Origin of the sequence: Enterococcus sp. S53 (assembly GCF_016516865.1) — a bacterium.
GTDB lineage: Bacteria > Bacillota > Bacilli > Lactobacillales > Enterococcaceae > Enterococcus_D > Enterococcus_D innesii.
Window position 1 is genome coordinate 18,375 of record NZ_JACVUH010000013.1, and the last position, 18,165, is coordinate 36,539.

Annotated in this window: 17 protein-coding genes; 10 read left to right on the top strand and 7 right to left on the bottom strand. The window is 38.1% G+C overall.

The window, feature by feature from the left end:
- Window positions 1–50: 50 nt before the first annotated feature.
- Both IAE45_RS14260 and IAE45_RS14265 read right to left on the bottom strand, forming a co-directional pair.
- Window positions 51–752, bottom strand: coding sequence for an endonuclease III domain-containing protein (locus tag IAE45_RS14260; protein ID WP_200126717.1), 702 nt, complete (start codon window positions 750–752; stop codon window positions 51–53).
- Window positions 734–1,102: a winged helix-turn-helix transcriptional regulator gene (locus tag IAE45_RS14265; protein WP_200126715.1), complete on the bottom strand. Its 369-nt coding sequence runs from the start codon at window positions 1,100–1,102 to the stop codon at window positions 734–736. Before IAE45_RS14265 ends, IAE45_RS14260 begins: the two co-directional genes overlap by 19 nt.
- A gap of 239 nt (window positions 1,103–1,341) precedes the next feature.
- Here IAE45_RS14265 and IAE45_RS18995 point away from each other — a divergent pair, with 239 nt between their 5' ends.
- From IAE45_RS18995 to IAE45_RS14280, 4 genes are all read left to right on the top strand, one after another.
- Complete coding sequence (locus IAE45_RS18995) at window positions 1,342–1,701, top strand: thiamine pyrophosphate-binding protein (RefSeq protein WP_233619074.1); 360 nt, start codon at window positions 1,342–1,344, stop codon at window positions 1,699–1,701.
- On the top strand, window positions 1,701–3,017 hold the full coding sequence (locus tag IAE45_RS14270) for a thiamine pyrophosphate-dependent enzyme (protein WP_233619075.1): 1,317 nt from the start codon (window positions 1,701–1,703) through the stop codon (window positions 3,015–3,017). The genes IAE45_RS18995 and IAE45_RS14270 overlap by 1 nt, the downstream gene beginning before the upstream one ends.
- A 564-nt stretch (window positions 3,018–3,581) precedes the next feature.
- Window positions 3,582–3,830, top strand: a complete 249-nt coding sequence (locus IAE45_RS14275) for a hypothetical protein (protein WP_081119374.1) — start codon at window positions 3,582–3,584, stop codon at window positions 3,828–3,830.
- A 54-nt stretch (window positions 3,831–3,884) separates the two neighbouring features.
- Window positions 3,885–4,499, top strand: a complete 615-nt coding sequence (locus IAE45_RS14280; protein WP_081119373.1) for a CPBP family intramembrane glutamic endopeptidase — start codon at window positions 3,885–3,887, stop codon at window positions 4,497–4,499.
- A gap of 356 nt (window positions 4,500–4,855) precedes the next feature.
- On the opposite strand, the gene IAE45_RS14285 is transcribed toward IAE45_RS14280, so the two are convergent.
- Both IAE45_RS14285 and IAE45_RS14290 read right to left on the bottom strand, forming a co-directional pair.
- Window positions 4,856–5,722 carry an aldo/keto reductase gene (locus tag IAE45_RS14285; protein WP_170920173.1) on the bottom strand — a complete coding sequence of 289 codons (867 nt, stop codon included), beginning with the start codon at window positions 5,720–5,722 and terminating at the stop codon, window positions 4,856–4,858.
- Window positions 5,723–5,797: 75 nt separating this feature from the next.
- Window positions 5,798–6,217, bottom strand: a complete 420-nt coding sequence (locus IAE45_RS14290) for a MerR family transcriptional regulator (RefSeq protein WP_016608514.1) — start codon at window positions 6,215–6,217, stop codon at window positions 5,798–5,800.
- 388 nt (window positions 6,218–6,605) lie between these two features.
- Here IAE45_RS14290 and IAE45_RS14295 point away from each other — a divergent pair, with 388 nt between their 5' ends.
- On the top strand, window positions 6,606–7,058 hold the full coding sequence (locus tag IAE45_RS14295; RefSeq protein ID WP_077454093.1) for a GNAT family N-acetyltransferase: 453 nt from the start codon (window positions 6,606–6,608) through the stop codon (window positions 7,056–7,058).
- A 132-nt stretch (window positions 7,059–7,190) separates the two neighbouring features.
- On the opposite strand, the gene IAE45_RS14300 is transcribed toward IAE45_RS14295, so the two are convergent.
- Together IAE45_RS14300 and IAE45_RS14305 are read right to left on the bottom strand one after the other, a co-directional pair.
- Complete coding sequence (locus IAE45_RS14300; RefSeq protein WP_008380281.1) at window positions 7,191–7,349, bottom strand: hypothetical protein; 159 nt, start codon at window positions 7,347–7,349, stop codon at window positions 7,191–7,193.
- 62 nt (window positions 7,350–7,411) lie between these two features.
- Window positions 7,412–9,019 (bottom strand): ATP-binding cassette domain-containing protein, encoded by a 1,608-nt coding sequence (locus IAE45_RS14305; protein ID WP_077454095.1) that lies wholly within the window; start codon window positions 9,017–9,019, stop codon window positions 7,412–7,414.
- A 1,262-nt stretch (window positions 9,020–10,281) separates the two neighbouring features.
- Here IAE45_RS14305 and IAE45_RS14310 point away from each other — a divergent pair.
- From IAE45_RS14310 to IAE45_RS14330, 5 genes are all read left to right on the top strand, one after another.
- Window positions 10,282–10,923: a hypothetical protein gene (locus IAE45_RS14310; protein ID WP_005230557.1), complete on the top strand. Its 642-nt coding sequence runs from the start codon at window positions 10,282–10,284 to the stop codon at window positions 10,921–10,923.
- A 25-nt stretch (window positions 10,924–10,948) separates the two neighbouring features.
- The gene (locus IAE45_RS14315; RefSeq protein ID WP_016612532.1) at window positions 10,949–12,358 is read left to right on the top strand and encodes an amino acid permease; all 1,410 of its coding nucleotides are present in this window, start codon (window positions 10,949–10,951) and stop codon (window positions 12,356–12,358) included.
- A 29-nt stretch (window positions 12,359–12,387) separates the two neighbouring features.
- On the top strand, window positions 12,388–13,782 hold the full coding sequence (locus IAE45_RS14320) for a glutamate decarboxylase (RefSeq protein WP_005233215.1): 1,395 nt from the start codon (window positions 12,388–12,390) through the stop codon (window positions 13,780–13,782).
- A 537-nt stretch (window positions 13,783–14,319) separates the two neighbouring features.
- Window positions 14,320–15,768, top strand: a complete 1,449-nt coding sequence (locus IAE45_RS14325) for a helix-turn-helix domain-containing protein (RefSeq protein ID WP_200126713.1) — start codon at window positions 14,320–14,322, stop codon at window positions 15,766–15,768.
- Window positions 15,769–16,428: 660 nt separating this feature from the next.
- Window positions 16,429–17,058, top strand: a complete 630-nt coding sequence (locus IAE45_RS14330; protein ID WP_200126711.1) for a helix-turn-helix domain-containing protein — start codon at window positions 16,429–16,431, stop codon at window positions 17,056–17,058.
- A gap of 346 nt (window positions 17,059–17,404) precedes the next feature.
- On the opposite strand, the gene IAE45_RS14335 is transcribed toward IAE45_RS14330, so the two are convergent.
- The gene (locus tag IAE45_RS14335; protein ID WP_229045653.1) at window positions 17,405–17,794 is read right to left on the bottom strand and encodes a YxeA family protein; all 390 of its coding nucleotides are present in this window, start codon (window positions 17,792–17,794) and stop codon (window positions 17,405–17,407) included.
- Window positions 17,795–18,165: the final 371 nt, after the last annotated feature.

Sequence of the window (18,165 nt, forward strand, 5' to 3'; positions counted from 1 at the left end):
GTAATCCTCGGTCAATGAAATGTAAATTAGGGAATTTTTTTATACCACAATTAGAGGTGAACGAGTGTAAACTGACTTAAGAAGCCTGCTTGCCAGTCTTTATCCGATCTCAAATGGACTTGACCGTAATCAACTAGCCAACCATGAAAATTTTGTGCTTGTTCATTGGTAAATGTATCCGGTAATTCGATCATATTTTGAAGAGTGAGGTAAGTAAGCGGCTCATTTAGGCCTAAGCGACTAAAAATTCGTTGTGCGTATTTATCAGCGATAAACACGACCTTATTAAACACAAAAACCATTAGTACATCTGCCGTTTCATAGCCAACACCATAGATAGCTAGCAACTCTTTTCGTAACTCAGCCTGTTCTTTTTTCTGTATAATACCGATATCATAGTTGTAGCGCTGAAACCAAGAAAAGATTTCTTTTATCGCGCGGGATTTATTTTTGTAGAAACCACTGGGCCGAATCAGATCCTGAAGAAGGAACTGATCAATTTCTGCCAATCTTTTCGGAGAAAATCCAATCTCTCTTCTGATGTTTGCTAAGGAATAGGCCACATTTTTCCAATTGGTATTTTGAACCAAAATTGATCCGACAACGATTTCCCATGGATTTTCTGTATCCCACCACGTTGAATGTTCCATTGATGTGCTTAATGCTTCATATAATTCTTCAATATTTTCAATCTTTTTCACGTTAAAAACCTCATTTTTACTAGCAGTCGCGATCAATTGCAAGTTAAACATTCTTCTTCAAGTAATCCCGCGTTTTTGTGATTAAAATCTTCGCCCCAGCGATACAATAATTCAATGGTCTCTTTTAAAGAGTAGCCATAATCGGTCATTCCATACACAACCTGTAATGGTTTTTCCTGAACGACCTTACGATAGATCAATCCATCCTTTTCTAAATCTTTCAACTGCAAAGAGACCATTCTTCTAGTGATGCCAGGAATCAGCTTTTGTAGTTCGTTATAGCGAAGCGACCCATCAAACATCAAATGATATAAGATAACGCTTTTCCAACGACCTGAAATCATTTGTAAAGTCGATTCGACCGCGCAGCCATTTTCGCAATTGTATATTTTTCTTGTCATCTTCCGTTGTCTCCTTTTCCGTATGTCTGAGAGTATCATAAGGATTTACTTACTATTTGTAAAATAATTCATCTCCTAATCGTAAGAAGCAATAAGAAATAGACGTATAAAAAAATTCCCTAATGTACAATTCTTTCTTTTGAATCTATAGTACACGAGTAAGCAAATTTATTACCTTTACAGCTATCTCAAGTAATCCTAATAAACAACTTGCAAAAAACATTTAGGAGAGATTTATTATGAATAAGAACGGTGCAGACTTGATTGTAGATACATTGATTAAAAATGGCGTGGAATATGTCTTTCAATTGCCAGGCGGCAAGTTGGGTCCGCTATTAATGGCTTTGAAGAAACGTGAAGAGATTAAAGTTGTTACGGTAAGACATGAACAAAATGCGGGTTTCATGGCACAAGGAATTGGGCGCATGACTGGTAAACCTGGTGTAGTGATGACTACGTCAGGACCGGGGGCTTTGAATTTGGTCACACCTTTAGCTACGGCGACTTCTGATGGTGACCCGGTATTGGCTATTGCCGGACAAGTTCCACAAGCGAAGTTAGTAACACCGTATCCTCAAAATCCTAATATTTTGGCGTAATGAATGATTCAACGATTACTAAATATGCCAAGGAAATTCAGCATACCGATGCTCTTGCAGATGAAGTAGCGAATGCGTATGTCTCAAGTATCAATGGCAATCCCGGGGCCGTTTTTATGGATATTCCAGGTAATATTCTGTTAGCTGAGACCACTAAATCTGGTTTGGCTTTTTCGACCTTAGTGAATCAATTGGACAATACGATCAGTGACGAAGCTGCCATTTTTAGTGCAGTTGAGAAAATCAAAGCGGCAAAACGCCCAGTTATTATCGTTGGTGCTCGGGCAGCCGACGATAATGCGGCGACTGCCATTCAAGCGTTCGTTAAAAAAACGGGAATTCCGGTCGTGGAGACGTTCGAAGCTACAGGTCTATTGACGGACGAGTTTTCTAAAAACTATGTGGGTCGAGTGGGGCTGTTTAATAACCTGCCTGGGGATGAACTAGTTTTTAACAGTGATTTAGTGATTACATTGGGATTAAATTTGGTTGAATACTGGGCTTCTGTTTGGAATACCGATAACAAGCGCATTATTGATATTGATACTGTAGTGGATCATTTAGATGAAACTTATCTCCCTGACACCATACTCTTAGGCAATATCGCAAAAAATCTAAAAAATATTACCAATAGCATAACGGATCAAGCCATTACGGATGAGTGGAAAATGGTTGTCCATGACTTGCAAGAAAAATTGACAGCGAAGAAAAAAGTACCCAGCCAAACAACTGAGGATGAACTACATCCATTGGAAATTGTTGATTCTTTGCAAAAAATAATCGATGCTCATCCAAATACGACCGTTGTTATGGATGGAGGAAGTCATGAAGTGTGGCTAGGTTCATACCTAAAGGTGTATCGGCCAAAACATTTCTTAATGTCTGATGGGGAACAAACCTTAGGCGTCGGTCTTCCTTGGGCGATTTCAGCAGCATTGTTGCGTCCTGAGGAAAAGATTTTGTCTTCAGGTGGGGATGGCAGCTTTATGTTTTCCTCACAAGAATTAGCTACAGTAGCCCATTACAATTTGAATATTGTGCAAGTAATCTGGGTGGATAAAGAATACAACATGGTTGAATTCCAACAAGAACTAGACTATAACGGACAAAAAGAAGGGGTCGATATCGATTATATTGGGTATAAAGAAATGGCTGAAAGCTACGGTATTAAAGCAGTCCGTGTACGCTCCAAAGAAGCTTTAGATGCTGCGTTGAAGGAAGCGTACGCTACGAGTGAACCAAGAGTGATTGAAATGATCGAAGACAATCATGAGAATCTTCATTTACGAGACAAAGAACCGTTTAAAAAGTACTGAATCTTTTTACTACGGACCACAAAACATGTCCTAGAAAAGAATGGCAATCCACCTTTGCTAAGCTAAAGAAAAGAAAATTTTTTTACAATAAAAACAGTGCCTGACTAAAAATATGAAGTGGAATTTTTAGAGAAGCTAGGACAGAACCTTTCATAAAATGCCGTTGGTAAGGACGATGATTCGTTTACTGCTAGCGGTTTTTTTTAGCATCCCCTCTGATTTTTTCGGAGAAAAGGTCTGCCATTTCGGCACTGTCTTAAAAAAGCACATCGATACTCTAAATACGGTGGATAGCGGTGATTTGGATACGTGTTTCTAGTCTTCATAGAGGCAGATTTCAAGTAAGTCGAATGAAGGAAATTAAACACTTCCTATGTTGTTTGATGGAAGGATTATTAGTGAGGAGACTCCTTTATCCAGCTAAGGAATGACTTCTATAGGATGATTTCCTTGTTAATTGTTGCAAGTGTGATGTGTAAAAATATTTTAAGCTTCTTTTTTTAATGAATGGTATGTATAATAAGATCATAAAGCAATAAAGTGTATGCTGAAAAGAGGTCTCTTATGAAAAAATTTGCACTCGGCGTTTTTTGTTTCAGTCTTTTTATCACGGTCGTTGGCTTTTTTTTACAAACGATTTTGATCCCTATTCAAGATTTTGACACAATCAGTCAAGAAGAACTTAAGAATATCCAACTTGACCTTGCTATTAATTATCCGTTAGGAATTGGTATGCTCTATGTCGGACTTCCTTTGTTAGTATGCTCCAGTGGTTATTTGGTTTATTGTTATTTTAGAGATAGGAAGAACTGAAATAAGAGTAAAACTATCTGGAGTATAAAGCTTTCGTTCAATAGGAGGGATAAGTTGAAAAGAGGGTTATTTTTATTGTTTTATGTCCTATGGAAGGGGCTAGCAATACGTGGCATTCCTTCTTCTTATGCAAGATATTTGATGAGTTATAATTATATTGGAATAAAATTACTATTCATTTTATTCGGTACTATACTCTTTCGTAATTATTTAGTAGAGAGTTATCAAAAGCTAAATAAAGTTAAATTAATAAAAATCGTTCTAATCGTTCCTGCGAGTATTATCCTTACCATCGGTTTAATTAATATTCTTTTATTTCGTGATCTCAATGCGTTGATTTTTGTTTATCCCTCAGATCAAAGAACCCTTGCCTTTGTATTTGATGCTCTTTTGCTAGCACCTGTTTTTGAGGAAATGCTTTATCGCTACATACTGATTTATGTTGGAGAAAAACGATGGTTGAGAATCATCACTGCTGTCGGAAGCCTCTTGCTTTTTACTCAGAGTCATATTGTAAATGCGAACGGGAATCTTTTTGCTCTTTTTCCCTACTTTGTCATAGGGTTTTATTTGACGATCACCTATTTACGTAGGGAAAATATTTGGGAATCCATTTTTGCACATAGCTTCTATAATTTCGTTGTGATGGCAGCAGCTATCTTGATTTAAAGATTTCTTTTATTGTTTCCCCTTAAGAGTAGAAGAATTGGGGGCAATTTATCTATAGGTACGTATAGAATCTCTAAAACATATTTGATGAAAGGAAATTTGAGAGGCCAGATAAGCGTCTTAGGCTTGTTGCTTTGCACAGTTCTACGAATGTACGTCCTTCGTCACTTTGTAGGTCATCATTTAGGACCCACGATTAAGTATGAAAGGCAGTTATTTGATCCGTGCAGATTCACTAGCCGGAGTTTCAAAACATTTTCATTTTTACAAAGAAAAGTGACGACCTACCATTCAGTAAGAAACACTATAAGTCCGCCTCCTTTTGCAAGGGGAGCGGACTTATAGTGTTTTCCTTATTAGCTTTCAGTATCTAACATCCGATTCATAAACCATTCCACTTGTTGGGGAGCATCGTGGTCAAAGAATGCGGACTCTTTTTTATCTAAAGCGGCTATTTTTTCAATGTCTTCCTGGGAAAGCTCAAAGTCAAAAATAGCAATGTTTTCAGCCATCCGTTCTGGACGAACTGTTTTTGCTAAAGCGACAATCCCTCTTTGCATCAACCAGCGAAGAACAACTTGGCCAACCGTTTTGCCATATTGCTTGCCAATTTCTGCTAATGTCGGATTGGTAAATAGGTCATGGCGTCCTTCTGCAAAAGGTGCCCAAGCTTCAACTTGGACGTCATATTTATCATGCCATTCCTGATCTTCCACTCGTTGATTCCAAGGGTTCACTTCGATTTGATTGATTTGAGGTTTCACCTCATTCAAGCCGACAAACTCGATCATCTTAGCTGATTTGAAATTTGAAACGCCAATTGCACGTAATTTCCCTGTTTTTTGAGCAGCAACCATGGAGCGCCAAGCACCATAAATATCTCCATATGGTTGGTGAATAAGGTAAAGATCGAGGTAAGTTAATCCCATTGTTTCAAGCGAAAGTTCAATCGTTTCTTTCGCTTTATCTTCGGAAGTTTGGAGAATAAATAATTTAGAGGTAACAAAAAGTTCTTCTCGAGTGACTAGACCTTCAGTGATGGCGCGCTTGATTCCCTCGCCTGTTTCTGTTTCATTTCCATAAATAGAAGCGGTGTCGATCAGTCGATACCCAGCTTTGATTGCTTGGTAAACAGCTTCTGCTGTTTCTTCCAAAGGAATTTGATAAACGCCAAATCCTAGTTGCGGCATGGTGACACCATTATTGAGTGTGATTGTTTGCATAATGTTTCCTCCTCTAATTTTCATTGCATGTTCTATCCTAAACCTTGGAGTTAAGTCCATAGCAAGTAAAAGATGTTACTTTTTTCGTTCCCATAATTTTTCCACTTTATCAGGGGTCATATTTCCTGCTTTGAATTTTGCGATATGCTCATCATACGTTTCTATCTTATAAATAAGCAGGTCTCGCACTTCCTGCATTTCTGCTAACTTTTTCTCTAATTCTTCGAGTTGATCGGCTAAAATCTGTTTCTGAGCTTTTTCGACATTTTGACTTTCACGCACTTGTGCCAATTGAGCAAATTCAATTAGCGATTCGATGGACAGTCCTGCATTTCGTAAATGTTTTGCTAAATAGATCCAGTTTAGATCATTTGTTGTGTACACCCGATAGCCACTCTCATTGCGTTGGACAGGTGGAATCACACCGACTCGTTCATAATAGCGCAATGTGTCTACGCTCAAATCAAACATTTCCGCTGCTTTTTTTATATTCATCGTTGGTTCTCCTTATCTTTTTCTATAAGTAATCATAAACCCTAAAGTGGACTCTAGGGCAAGTGGTTTAAAATCGTTTGTTTAAAAGAATATATTTTGTTCGTTATGGCGACTATTCGGGAAGAAAAAGCTACAAGTATTTTTATTTCAACAGAATGATTTGAGAAATTATCAATATTGAAAGCTCCTTTTTTAGTGTGTTTCAAAGCAAGTCATACTCTCTTAGAATTGATTGTTTCGTTATCTATTTGAGCGAGGCATTTTTTATCCATAGATTTTAAATAAATCCATCTCATGGTATGATGATGAAAATTCTTAACTTGGATCAAGGAAATAATCGGTTCTTGTTATGAAAAACGAAAAAAAGCTGATGAGAGTGTGACTATCCATGAATATAAAAGAAGTAAATAATATGAATCAAAAGTTAGAGCAACAATTAATTGAAGTTTGGGAGAGTTCTGTTAAGGCGACGCACACCTTTTTGTCAGAGTCTGAAATCCAAGCCATTAAGCAATACATTCCAGAGGCATTGCATCATGTGCCGCATTTGATTGTCGTAGAAAGTGAGCATGGAGAGCCAGCTGGTTTCATGGGGATCTCGGATCGAAATCTTGAAATGCTGTTTATAGCAAATGAACAAAGAGACAAGGGCCTAGGAAAGAAACTCTTGGCATACGGGATGGAAAACTATGCTGTAAATGAACTGGGAGTAAATGAACAGAATCCTCAGGCGAAAGGATTTTATGAGCATATGGGATTTGAGGTATACAGAAGAAGCGAGTTAGACGAACAAGGAAACCCTTATCCAATTCTGTATATGAAGAAAGTTGATAACAAATAGCTGTTAAAAAAATTATTTGCGTTTGCGGGAAATATGTAAGAAGGGGTCGAGACATATATAGCTAGTCACGACCCCTTCTTTGATTGCTATTATCCTTATTAATAAGTAAAGTAAGGATCAAATGATTTTCTCTTAACTAGCTTTCTCTTCTTTTTTTATCTCTTCTTTTTTCTGATTTGAAAATGGTGTATCAGTCTCTTCAGGTAAGATGATTGGTGGATGATGGGAATGCTGATTACTTCCACACATGGTGATGATTTGTTCTTTTGAAGCTTCAGAGATTACTTTCATTGTATACCTCTCCTTTCTTTTATATTTCCAGATGACATAAGGTAGGCCTATATCATCTAAATTCATGATCTATTTAACTGAATTAGCTCATCAAATGAACCTAGAAATTCCTGATTTGTTGAGTGAGTAACGACAATGACTATTTTATCTGTAAGTGAGCAGATTAAGTCACTGATAATCATCTCGTTTATACTGTCTAGACCAGATGTTGGTTCGTCAAAAAGAATAACATCGGAATCTTTAAAGATTGCCCGAGCAATCTCAAGCCGTCTAAGCTCGCCGCCAGAAAGAAAGTTTATCCATGTATTATCTTGCGTATCGGTTAAATCATTGTTATCAAAACGATCATCTAATCCACTTCGTTTTAAAACATCAACGATTTTTTCAAGTTCGTATTCACTAAAAATAGAAACGTTGTAAGCAATACTCGTCTGGAAGATAGCAGTTTTTTGTTGGACAAGTGCGACTTTCTCATAAAGGGAGTCTCTAGATAGCTGATTCATCTCTTGCTGGTCAACCAATACTTGACGATCGTCGATAGGGTAAATTCCCGCTAAAATATTCAATAGTGTCGACTTCCCACTACCGCTTGCGCCAGTGATAGCATATTTTTTTCCACGCTCAAATGTTTGAGTAAAACCATTAAAAATCAAGCGATTTCCATGATGGAAATGCAGATTTTCAATCGATAAAGTAGTTATTGGTTCTGCAAGTTCAAGTGAGCGATTGGGCTCATCATCATCGGTGCCATCAATGAAAGCTATAAGATCGTCCGCGACCTTCTTGCTCGCTAAAATATCTGTAACTGAAGTACTGAAATACTCTAACGGACCGGCAATCGTACTCATTAGTGTAGTCATCGCAATAAGATCGGGAATGGTGATTATTTTGGCAGCAACAAAGAAGCCACCAACGATCCATGTCCCTGAATAAGCAAGATCCCCAAGTCCAAAAGAAATTGCATAAGTCAGTCCTTGTAATGTTTCAAAAGTGATACTTTCCTTTTTTAATCGTTCACTACTGTTAGTAAAAATTTTCGTATATGTTGGAAAACCTTTGCCGACACGTAAGGTCATGTATCCTGAGAGAAGTTGGTCAAATAAACTAAGAGTACGATCTTGCTCCAGAACAACGGACTTGCGACGATCACTAAGGATTCGCTTAGCGAAATAAGGGGCTAGCAAAGGACTAAAAGCTAAGAGCAGCATAATCAATGAAAAAGAAGTGTTTAATTTTAGTGTGAATAAAAGAGAGAATAGAAAGGTAAAAATGCTTAAAATCAGTCCAAATCCGGGCTTTAAAAATTCTAATTCAACGACTTTCATTTCATTTGCCAACTTTGAGAGATACTCGTTTTTCTCATTTTTAAGAAATAGTACCGGATTCATTCGAACGATTTTCTGCGAGAGACTCTCTCTCAGTTGATTCATTATTGATTGAACTAAGACGGATTTACTTCTTCTTGGAATAAAATCGCTCATCGTGTTCAATAAGATGTAAAAGAAGGCGAATATACCAATAAATAAAAGTCTTTTTACATCTCCTGACATAGCAACCTCAGTGATTTGTCTATACACCAAAGCAACCCCAACTTGAATGAGCGCTGCAATTGCGCATAAAATCACATGCAAAAAGAAAAGTGGTTGGTTTCTTTTTAATATTTTTTTCATTCTCTCCCTCCTATGTAAAAACTATATCACAAATTAAAAAAATGTATAATTAATAATTTGTGGATGGTGCGGCTACTAAAAATGAGAGAAAGATACAATTTTAAAGGTATTTAAGCTCTTTTTTGCAATGTATTGACGCATGTAATAGTCACTATTGAACCTTATAAAACAAAAAGCAAAATTTAGATTTTGAGGGAAACGAATGAAGGAGCATGAGAATATTTAGTTGAAATGGATTTATATAGGTAATTTGATAGATCATTAATAGAGTTCAATGATATTCAAAGAGAGACTTAGCTGCTGTACTAAAAATTATAAGGAGTCAAACAAGGTGTAAACCCAAAGCAGCCCCCCGAAAAACTGTTTTTCGGGGGCTGCTTGGGGTTTGGGGGCTTAGCTAGCTAAGTAATGATCGATCACTAAAAAATGATCAAAACAGAATAGGCAATTTTTTCTTTTCAATCAAAAAATTTTGATCATTTTATCAAGCAGAGGATGGCACAAGTAAATGGAAAGTAGGTAGTGGCTATTTTTTGTGTTCAGGATGGGGAAGTAGATTTGTCTAGGATACACGTGAGGATAAACGTTTTGAGGATCATTTGTTTTTGACTTACCTATGTGCCATCACTGCGGAAACCCTGTGGATGAAGGCGTCATGTACGACACCAGATACTCGGATGAGAGCTAAAGACGTTTGATTGCCTGTGCCTGACATGCTTTTTCTAACCGCAAAGTCGTAGGGGCTAAAGAGCTACAGCGCTGAGAAAGATGACTGCCCCGTGCGGTTTTGGGTGTTTTTTGAACCCTACAAGCTGCTATTGCTCCTCGCCTATTCGTCGCAAGCTTGGAAGGTCTTCTCAGAAAATGCCCGTCAGCTGTAAGCAAGCTGTCTTTTGCATCAGGAAGCATCAGCGTTCCGACGAATCTTTGTGACCTAGTAGGCGCCCACTCATTTTGGGCAACTTCTATCCGAGAAAACATTGCGTTAGAAGTCTGTCCGTCCTTTCCAGATAAAAGTCAGCTGAAAGAGGGCTGATACTTAACAAAACGGCAGTTAGGACGACCACAAGCGCTCTCAAAAAAACTCAGTCCTTTCTTTTCAATGGTCATTGTTCTTATCTGCACTTCATGATAGCACCGAAACGCGAATTATTTTTCGTGTTTTTTTGTTTTTAAAATAAAAAATTAGGTATTCGCTTTTTTGGGTTAAATGGTATACCTGAGATGGAATAAAAATAATAAAAGAAAGGACAGGATTTACAATGAAGAAAACATCATTAGTTGCAGGTTTCGTTTTAGGTGTAGGCGTTTTGTTTACTCTAGGTGCATGCTCAACAGTGGAAGAATCAGGGGAAGTGGTCTCTGGGTCTGGAACGGAAACGTTGATCAGCGATTCGTCAGATGAAGTAGTTGTGGGAAGTGAAAAATTGAGTGATGACGGGTATTTTGAAGAAATCGTAACTAAGGGAATCGATCCGAAAATCAAAGACGTCGTTTGGTATGAAACGAATTATGAAAATGCTGGTTGGGATCACATTCGCTTTTTAGTGAATCATGTAAAAATCGTGAATGTAGAAGAATTCAAAGACAAAGACAAAGAATACAAAACATTGCTCTCACTGAAATATCAATTGTTTAATGAAGATTCGAAAGACAAAAAAATCAAACCTGACAAAGCCTATTTGGTGTTGAATGATGGCAAAAAAGTAGAAGCGGAAGTGTTTGTGGACTACTTAGATGATGAGATTTTGACCCATGACAAACATAAAGATGGCTTTATTCATTTTAAAGTGGCGCAAGAACAAAGTTTGCCAGCGATCAAAGCGGTCGAAATCGAATTTAAAGCAGATGGAGATTTGACACATACGTACCATATTGATCTATCTTCCGCTGCTGAAAAATAGTATCTAACGATAGGAGGTAAAAAAAATGGATACTAGTAAGAAAAAACTATCATTGTTGAGTTTTTTTGCAATAACTGCTTCAATGGTGATGACGGTATATGAGTATCCAACCTTTGCGACATCGAAGATGAATTTAGTTTTTTATTTACTCGTCGGCGGTTTCCTCTGGTTTATCCCTGTAGCCCTTTGCTCTGCGGAGATGGCTACTGTAAAGGGATGGGAAAAAGGGGGACTCTATACCTGGGTCTCAAAAACATTAGGGAGAAAATGGGGCTTTGCTGCCATTTTCTTCCAATGGTTCCAAATCACGGTAGGCTTTATTACGATGATTTACTTTATTGTCGGGGCGCTTTCCTATGCCCTAAATTGGCCGGCTCTTAATACGAATGTTTGGCTGAAGCTGATTGCCACTTTAGTGATCTTTTGGCTGATTACGATCTCACAATTTGGCGGAACAAAAAATACTGCGAAGATTGCCAAAGTAGGGTTCTTTGTGGGGATCGTCGCAACAGGGATCATTCTTTTTATCTTAGGAATTGTCTACATTGCTCAAGGGAATCCCGTCAAAGTTTCTTTTGGCTCAGGTGCATGGATTCCTGATTTCACGAAAATCAATACGCTGGTCGTTTTTGTTTCCTTTATTTTGGCCTATGCAGGGGTTGAATCTTCTGCCAGTCACGTAAAAGATATGGACAATCCTGGAAAGAATTACCCGAAAGCTATTTTGATTTTAGTTGTAGCAACGATTCTTTTGGATACGTTAGGTGGGGCAACGGTGGCTGCCACGATTCCCCAAAATCAATTGTCTCTTGATACTGGCGTGATTCAAGCCTATTCTTATTTGATCCATCATTTTGGCGGCGGAGAATGGCTGGTTCGTTTGATTGCCGTGGTCATCTGTTTAGGTGTCATTGCAGAAATTGCTGCTTGGGTAGTCGGCCCATCGACGGCGATGCTTGAAGCAGCTGAAAATGGCTTGCTGCCAAAACAAATGGCCAAAGTCAATCAACACAATGTCCCAATCAATATCGTTTTGGTACAAGGCATCATTGTTTCCATTTGGGCGGTTGTCTTGACATTAGGCGGTGGAGGCGCCAATCTATCCTTCTTCGTTGCGATGGCTTTGACGGTCTGCATCTATCTGGTGGCTTATGTCCTCTTGTTTCTTTCCTATATTAAATTAGTCAAAGAAAAAGACGACTTAACAAGAACGTATCATATTCCTGGTGGGAAAAATGTGAAAATTGGTGTTGCGATGGTTGGTTTGCTTGTTTCTATTTTTTCTTTCTTTATTTCCTTCTTTCCACCGAGCGATATCGGCTCCGGAAAGGGCGGAACCTATTTAGCCATCTTGATCATCAGTTGGCTGATTATTGTCGTGATACCGTTTGTCATCTATAAATATGTAGGTGAAAAAGCAAGCGATAAAAAATAAAAAGCACAACCTATGAGGAGGAGAGCTGCATGTTATTTAGTAAAAAAAATCGAAAAGAAGCCCAATATTTGGAGCCTATCTATGGGAATGAGGCAATGGATCAAGCGATCCCTATGTACAAATTACCAAAAGAGTCCTTGGTACCGCGGGATGCCTATGAATTAGTCAAGGATCAATTGATCGATGAAGGGGTCTCAAGACAAAATTTGGCGACGTTTTGTCAAACCTACATGGAACCAGAAGCAGTCAAAATCATGAGTGAAACCCTTGATAAAAACGCCATCGATAAAACCGAGTACCCACGGACAGCAGAAATTGAGAACCGCTGTGTCAACATGATCGCTGATTTATGGCATGCCCCAGAAGCATCCGATTTTATCGGTACATCAACGGTAGGCTCAAGTGAAGCGTGTATGCTAGGTGGATTGGCCTTAAAATTTGCTTGGCGCAATCGGGCAAAAAAACTTGGCTTAGATATCAATAAACAAAAACCAAACTTAGTGATTTCTTCTGCCTATCAAGTCGTTTGGGAAAAATTCTGTGTCTACTGGGACATTGAAATGCGGACGATCCCTATCGATGAAGAACATGGCAGCATCAATGTCGAAAAGGTCACGGACTATTTAGATGAATATACGATCGGAGTCGTCGGTATTTTAGGGATCACTTACACTGGACGATACGATGATATCAAAGCACTAGATAAGAAATTAGAGGAATACAACAAACACACCGACTACAAAGTCTACATCCACGTGGATGCGGCTAGTGGTGGATTGTACACACCATTTATGGAACCAGAACTTGAATGGGATTTCCGTTTGAAAAACGTTCGTTCCATCAGTACGTCTGGACACAAATATGGGTTAGTCTATCCTGGTATCGGTTGGGTGCTTTGGAAAGAAAAAGATTTCTTACCAGAAGAGCTGGTCTTTAAAGTAAGTTATCTTGGCGGTGAAATGCCAACGATGGCCATCAACTTTTCAAGAAGTGCCAGCCAAATCATCGGACAATATTACACCTTTATCCGTAATGGGTTTGAAGGCTACCGCTTGATCCACAAAAAGACCAGTGATGTTGCCCAATATTTAGCAAAAGAGATTGAAAACATGGGTTACTTCGATATTTATAATGATGGTTCACGGTTGCCGATCGTCTGCTACAAATTAAAAGAAGATGCCGATATTTCTTGGAATCTGTATGATTTGACGGATGAATTTGCGATGAAAGGCTGGCAAGTCCCTACCTATCCATTACCTGATAATCTATCACATATCAATATCCAACGCTTTGTCTGTCGGGCAGATTTAAGTATGCAAATGGCAATGGATCTGGTGCAAGACATGAAAGAAGGAATCGAGCGCTTGAACAAGCGACCAAGCCGTCATGTTTCATCCGATCAAACCTATGGCTTTTCACATTAAGAAACGGTATCGCTAGAAACCCTTTCATTGCTTTTTTCAATGAATAAAAGGTCCCTTTATGAAACGTTTTTTGCAAGACTGAATGAACAATGGTTTATAGAAAAATCAAAGGCGGTTGCATCGACTGCCTTTGATTTTTTTGTTTGTAAGAACGGGTAAGCACTTGATAGTGTCGTTTTTTAAGAGAAAGTAAAAAAAACAGTGCTTGATAATTTCATTTATTGACATTTCTGGCTTGTGATAGTATTAATTATTATGGTCTAAATATATTTTTTTAGAGAAGAACGTTTTACATAAACAAAAAGGAAATCTTAGAACGTTGTCGTGAGGGAATTCTTAGGGAAATTCGTCTTGCATCGAGGGTTTTTGTTTGTCAGTCATGGTTTGTTGGGGAGTAAGTGAAGGAAAAGTATGTGTAGAAAGGGCCTGTTTTTACTGCGCTTGTTTGTTTCATAAGTAACGTACTGCTATCTTTTTCTGTAAATTGGTTGTAACTATTCTGAATGAATATAGATTTACACTGGAGGAAAAACAGTCATGTATAAAGAAGACTTACTGGATAAGGACTTGAAATTAGAGTATATCTTGCTCAAATTTTTGTATTTATCGACCGGTCATATCAAAAAAAGTGATGCGTGTCGGGAATTAGATATTACGATGCCGACCTTGACGAAATTATCAGAGAGCCTTCAACGGCAACTAAAAAATGAGAAGGTCTCTTTTATCATCAACCGTTATACGTTGGAACTGCAAGTAACCGATAGTGTCTCACTGGATGATTTGACCGACACGCTATTGAAAAAATCTGCTAAATATCAAATCATCCATTATTTGTTTCAACATGCAGGCTATGATGCCTTCGTCTTGGCTGATGAATTAAACATAAGTGTGGGGACCCTCAATCGATTGATTGCTGAGTGCAATCAGTTGTTGCAGCATTTTGAATTAAAGATCAGAAACAAAAAACTAGTTGGAACGATGACACAACGCATTTATTTTTACTATAATTTTGTCAAAATGGGTGCAACAACGATCGATTCTGTTTTGATCGATGACCTGGTTGCGGAGTTAGCGAAAAAAATAACATTATCGATTGCCCAACAAAAGCAGCTGAAGATCTGGTTGTATGTGATTATGAAAAAAGTCACGTCTCACACGACCTTGGGAAGTTTAAGTCCGGAAGAACAAACCAAAATCGAGCGTTGCCAAGAGATGCCCCTCTGTCACTTTATTCGACAGATCTATGCTTCTAAAAAATGTATCTGCTCAGTAGATGAAGCGAAGATCGTGCCATTCTTTATCTGTCTCTTCCTCATTACGGTGGGCGGGATTCCTTACGAGGAACTTCGCTTAGGACTGTACACTAATAAAAATCCCGTCTTTGAGATCACCGATGAAGTCATGGCAGCAATCCAGTCCATTTATCGTCTTGATGCCTCGCATACGACGATCGATATCAAAGCCAATGTCTTTTCCTTAATCGCACAAGTTTATTACTTTCATGGAGTGAATTATTCCATCGATCGAGTCACGCTAAATTATTACCACAAAATGTTTCACAATTCCTTGCGGGATCAAGTGATCTCAGACATTCTGGAACACATTATTGCACCGACCAACTTGTTTACGTCCACGAAACTCAACTATCTCAAGAAACGCCTAGTCTTTTTAATTTATATGTTATCGCCTAAAGAAGAATATCGGGTACGGATCGGGGTCTTAAATATGTGCTCCAGTCTTTTGGCGGATGCTTCGATTTACTTGTTAAAAAATGAACTAAAAGGCAAGCAAAATGTTGTTGTTTTACCCTATACTCCGGACGAGACATTTGACTTGTTGATTTCCAATGCCAATCTCCCCCAATTAGGGAACAATTATGACCAATTTTATCAAGTGACCGCCATTGGTGCCGATTTAGATGTCAATCAGGTTTCTGCGATCGTCGATCAAATTGCTTATTCTAAATATCATTCTTTTGTGGTGTGAGCCATCACTTGTTAGTTAAAAAGCAGCGAGTCAACGGATAGGTGATTCGCTGCTTTTTCAATTATCTGCGAAGTAGGGAAAGGAAAAGGCGCTTGAATTGCTCTTGTCATTGATGCCGAGATGAAAACAGAGTCAGTCAAGCAGCTTTCTGCTAGATAAATGTGTCCAGTATCCTTGTATAACGTATCGCAACAGAGCAGAAGTCATCAAACGTGAAAATAACAGAAGGGATTCAAAATGTGGGTTTTGGAAGGATGTAAAAAAAGACCCACATAAAGATGTGAGTCTGCAGTCGTTAGTTGGCTCTATCAATATCAACAAACCGACTAGCTATATTTTTCCAAAAACGGAAGTGTGATAAAATAGAATTCAACTAATAGTTTAGTTCTGATTTTCTCTATTCCGCACTCCGTTCATCAAAAAGTTAATCTCAAGGAAGTTATATTAATGTTCGAGAGAAGAAAAAATCAAACAATTAAGGCAATCTAAAATGATGACTCAAAAAAGCTTAACAGAAATTCTGAACGATAATTTTTTATTAAGGAACTAATGAAAGCGTTCTAATAAGCGCTGAGATAGAACTCAACCAATAGTTTAGTCCTCATTCCCTCTATTCAACGATCCGTTCATTGAAAAGATAATCTGAAGGGAATTATATTAATGTTAGATTTAGGAAAAAATATCAAAGAATTAAGACAATCGAAAAAAATGACCCAAAAAAGTTTAGCAAGAATTTTGAACGTTACGCCACAAGCTGTATCAAAGTGGGAAAGAAATGAGAGCAATCCAGACATTCAGACGCTTATATCTTTGAGTAACTACTTCAATGTTTCTGTTGACGAGATTTTAGGAAGGAAAAGACCTACTTTTTTTGAGACTCTTTTTTCTAAAATGAAAGGATACCAGAACATGGGAAAAACAGGAGATTTAATTAAAACAAAAGATTCAGAAGAAGAAAAGAAGTGGAAAAAAGTTGTTATTTTTGATATCGTCTTTAGCTTCATTGCGGACCAAGGGCTTTTACAAACGCAGGCTTTAAGTAGGAAACTGGAGATGCTTATGCAGAAAAGAGGACATAAAGTTTTAATTGAGACCTATAATTCGAATCAGGTAAATCAATATGGCGGTGAAGCCGATCTTATTTTGCTGACTCCATCTTTCGGGTATGCGAAAAACGAAATTGAACAGAATTTTCCTACAACACCAGTCATAGCTATTTCAAAAAAAGATTACGGGATGCTTAATGTTGAAAAATTGTACAAAGAGATAGAAAATGCATTCGATCGATAGCGGATCTCAAAAGATTTGCTATTTTTGTTTTACGTTTCACTTTGGGACTTTGGTTGGTTCAGCAACCTTATCCGCTATTTCGTTTAATTGAGTTTCTGTTCGTAGACTCAAAGTTGTGCGACACCACTTCCTGCACCTTGTCATTACTGTACTCGGCTTGTGGTTCGCTGCACTTGCCAGTAACTATCTGCGAGTGGTTTTGTACCAGCTAGATAAGTGCCATCCATGTCCAGTAGACTCAAAAAAAGATGAAAGTCATTAGCAAAAAAATCTGAGCCAGAATGTGATTTTTTCTGACCCAGATTTGATATTGTGCAACTCATTAGTCCTTATTAACAAAAGCTCATTAGTTCTGATTTTCTAATTTTTCTAGAATCTTTTTGGGAATTGCGTCTTTTTCAACGCCATTCGGGCCTTTTATTGTCCGCTTTTCACTGATCACCGCTTTTACATATGAATTTGGTGTTAGTGGTTTTGCGTTATCTTCTGATAATGAAACCTCGAGTGTTTGTGTGCTACCATCTTCTTTTACAAAGTTTAACGTGTAATCGTAAGAATACCAAGGCGACTGGTCGCCGATGCCGCTTTTACTTTCATGTTCTACCTTAGGCGGAATCTCAGATGGGACATACGCGTAAGCTGTTTGTCCTGAATAGGTGGATTGATAATATTCATAGCCTTTGTATCCGGCAAACCCTAAAAGTACGACTAAGACGAATCCGATTATTTTTTTCATATAAACCATCCTTATCCTCAAATATGGAGCTATTATAACAGAATGGTTCTATAGATGACCTTTCATCAGACGAACAGTTTTGCAAGGAGAAACATTGCTAGCCAGTCGTGAAAAAGCAGGGAACGCCGCTAGTAAAGGGTTCAATCTATAAATTGTCAGGGGATTGGTGCTTAGAGCGACTAGAAATAAGAGGGAAAGTAGACAACAAGACCTTAATTAAAAAACACAGCATGGAAAATGCTTCTTTTTTGTATGCTCACCAGCAGACTATTTGATGAGACGTGCCGTTTGTTTTTTCACTATTGAAAGGCGAAAAATGGCGCACCAGTTTAATAAAAAACCAGCAAAGACGAGCTCTTACGGAGCGTCTT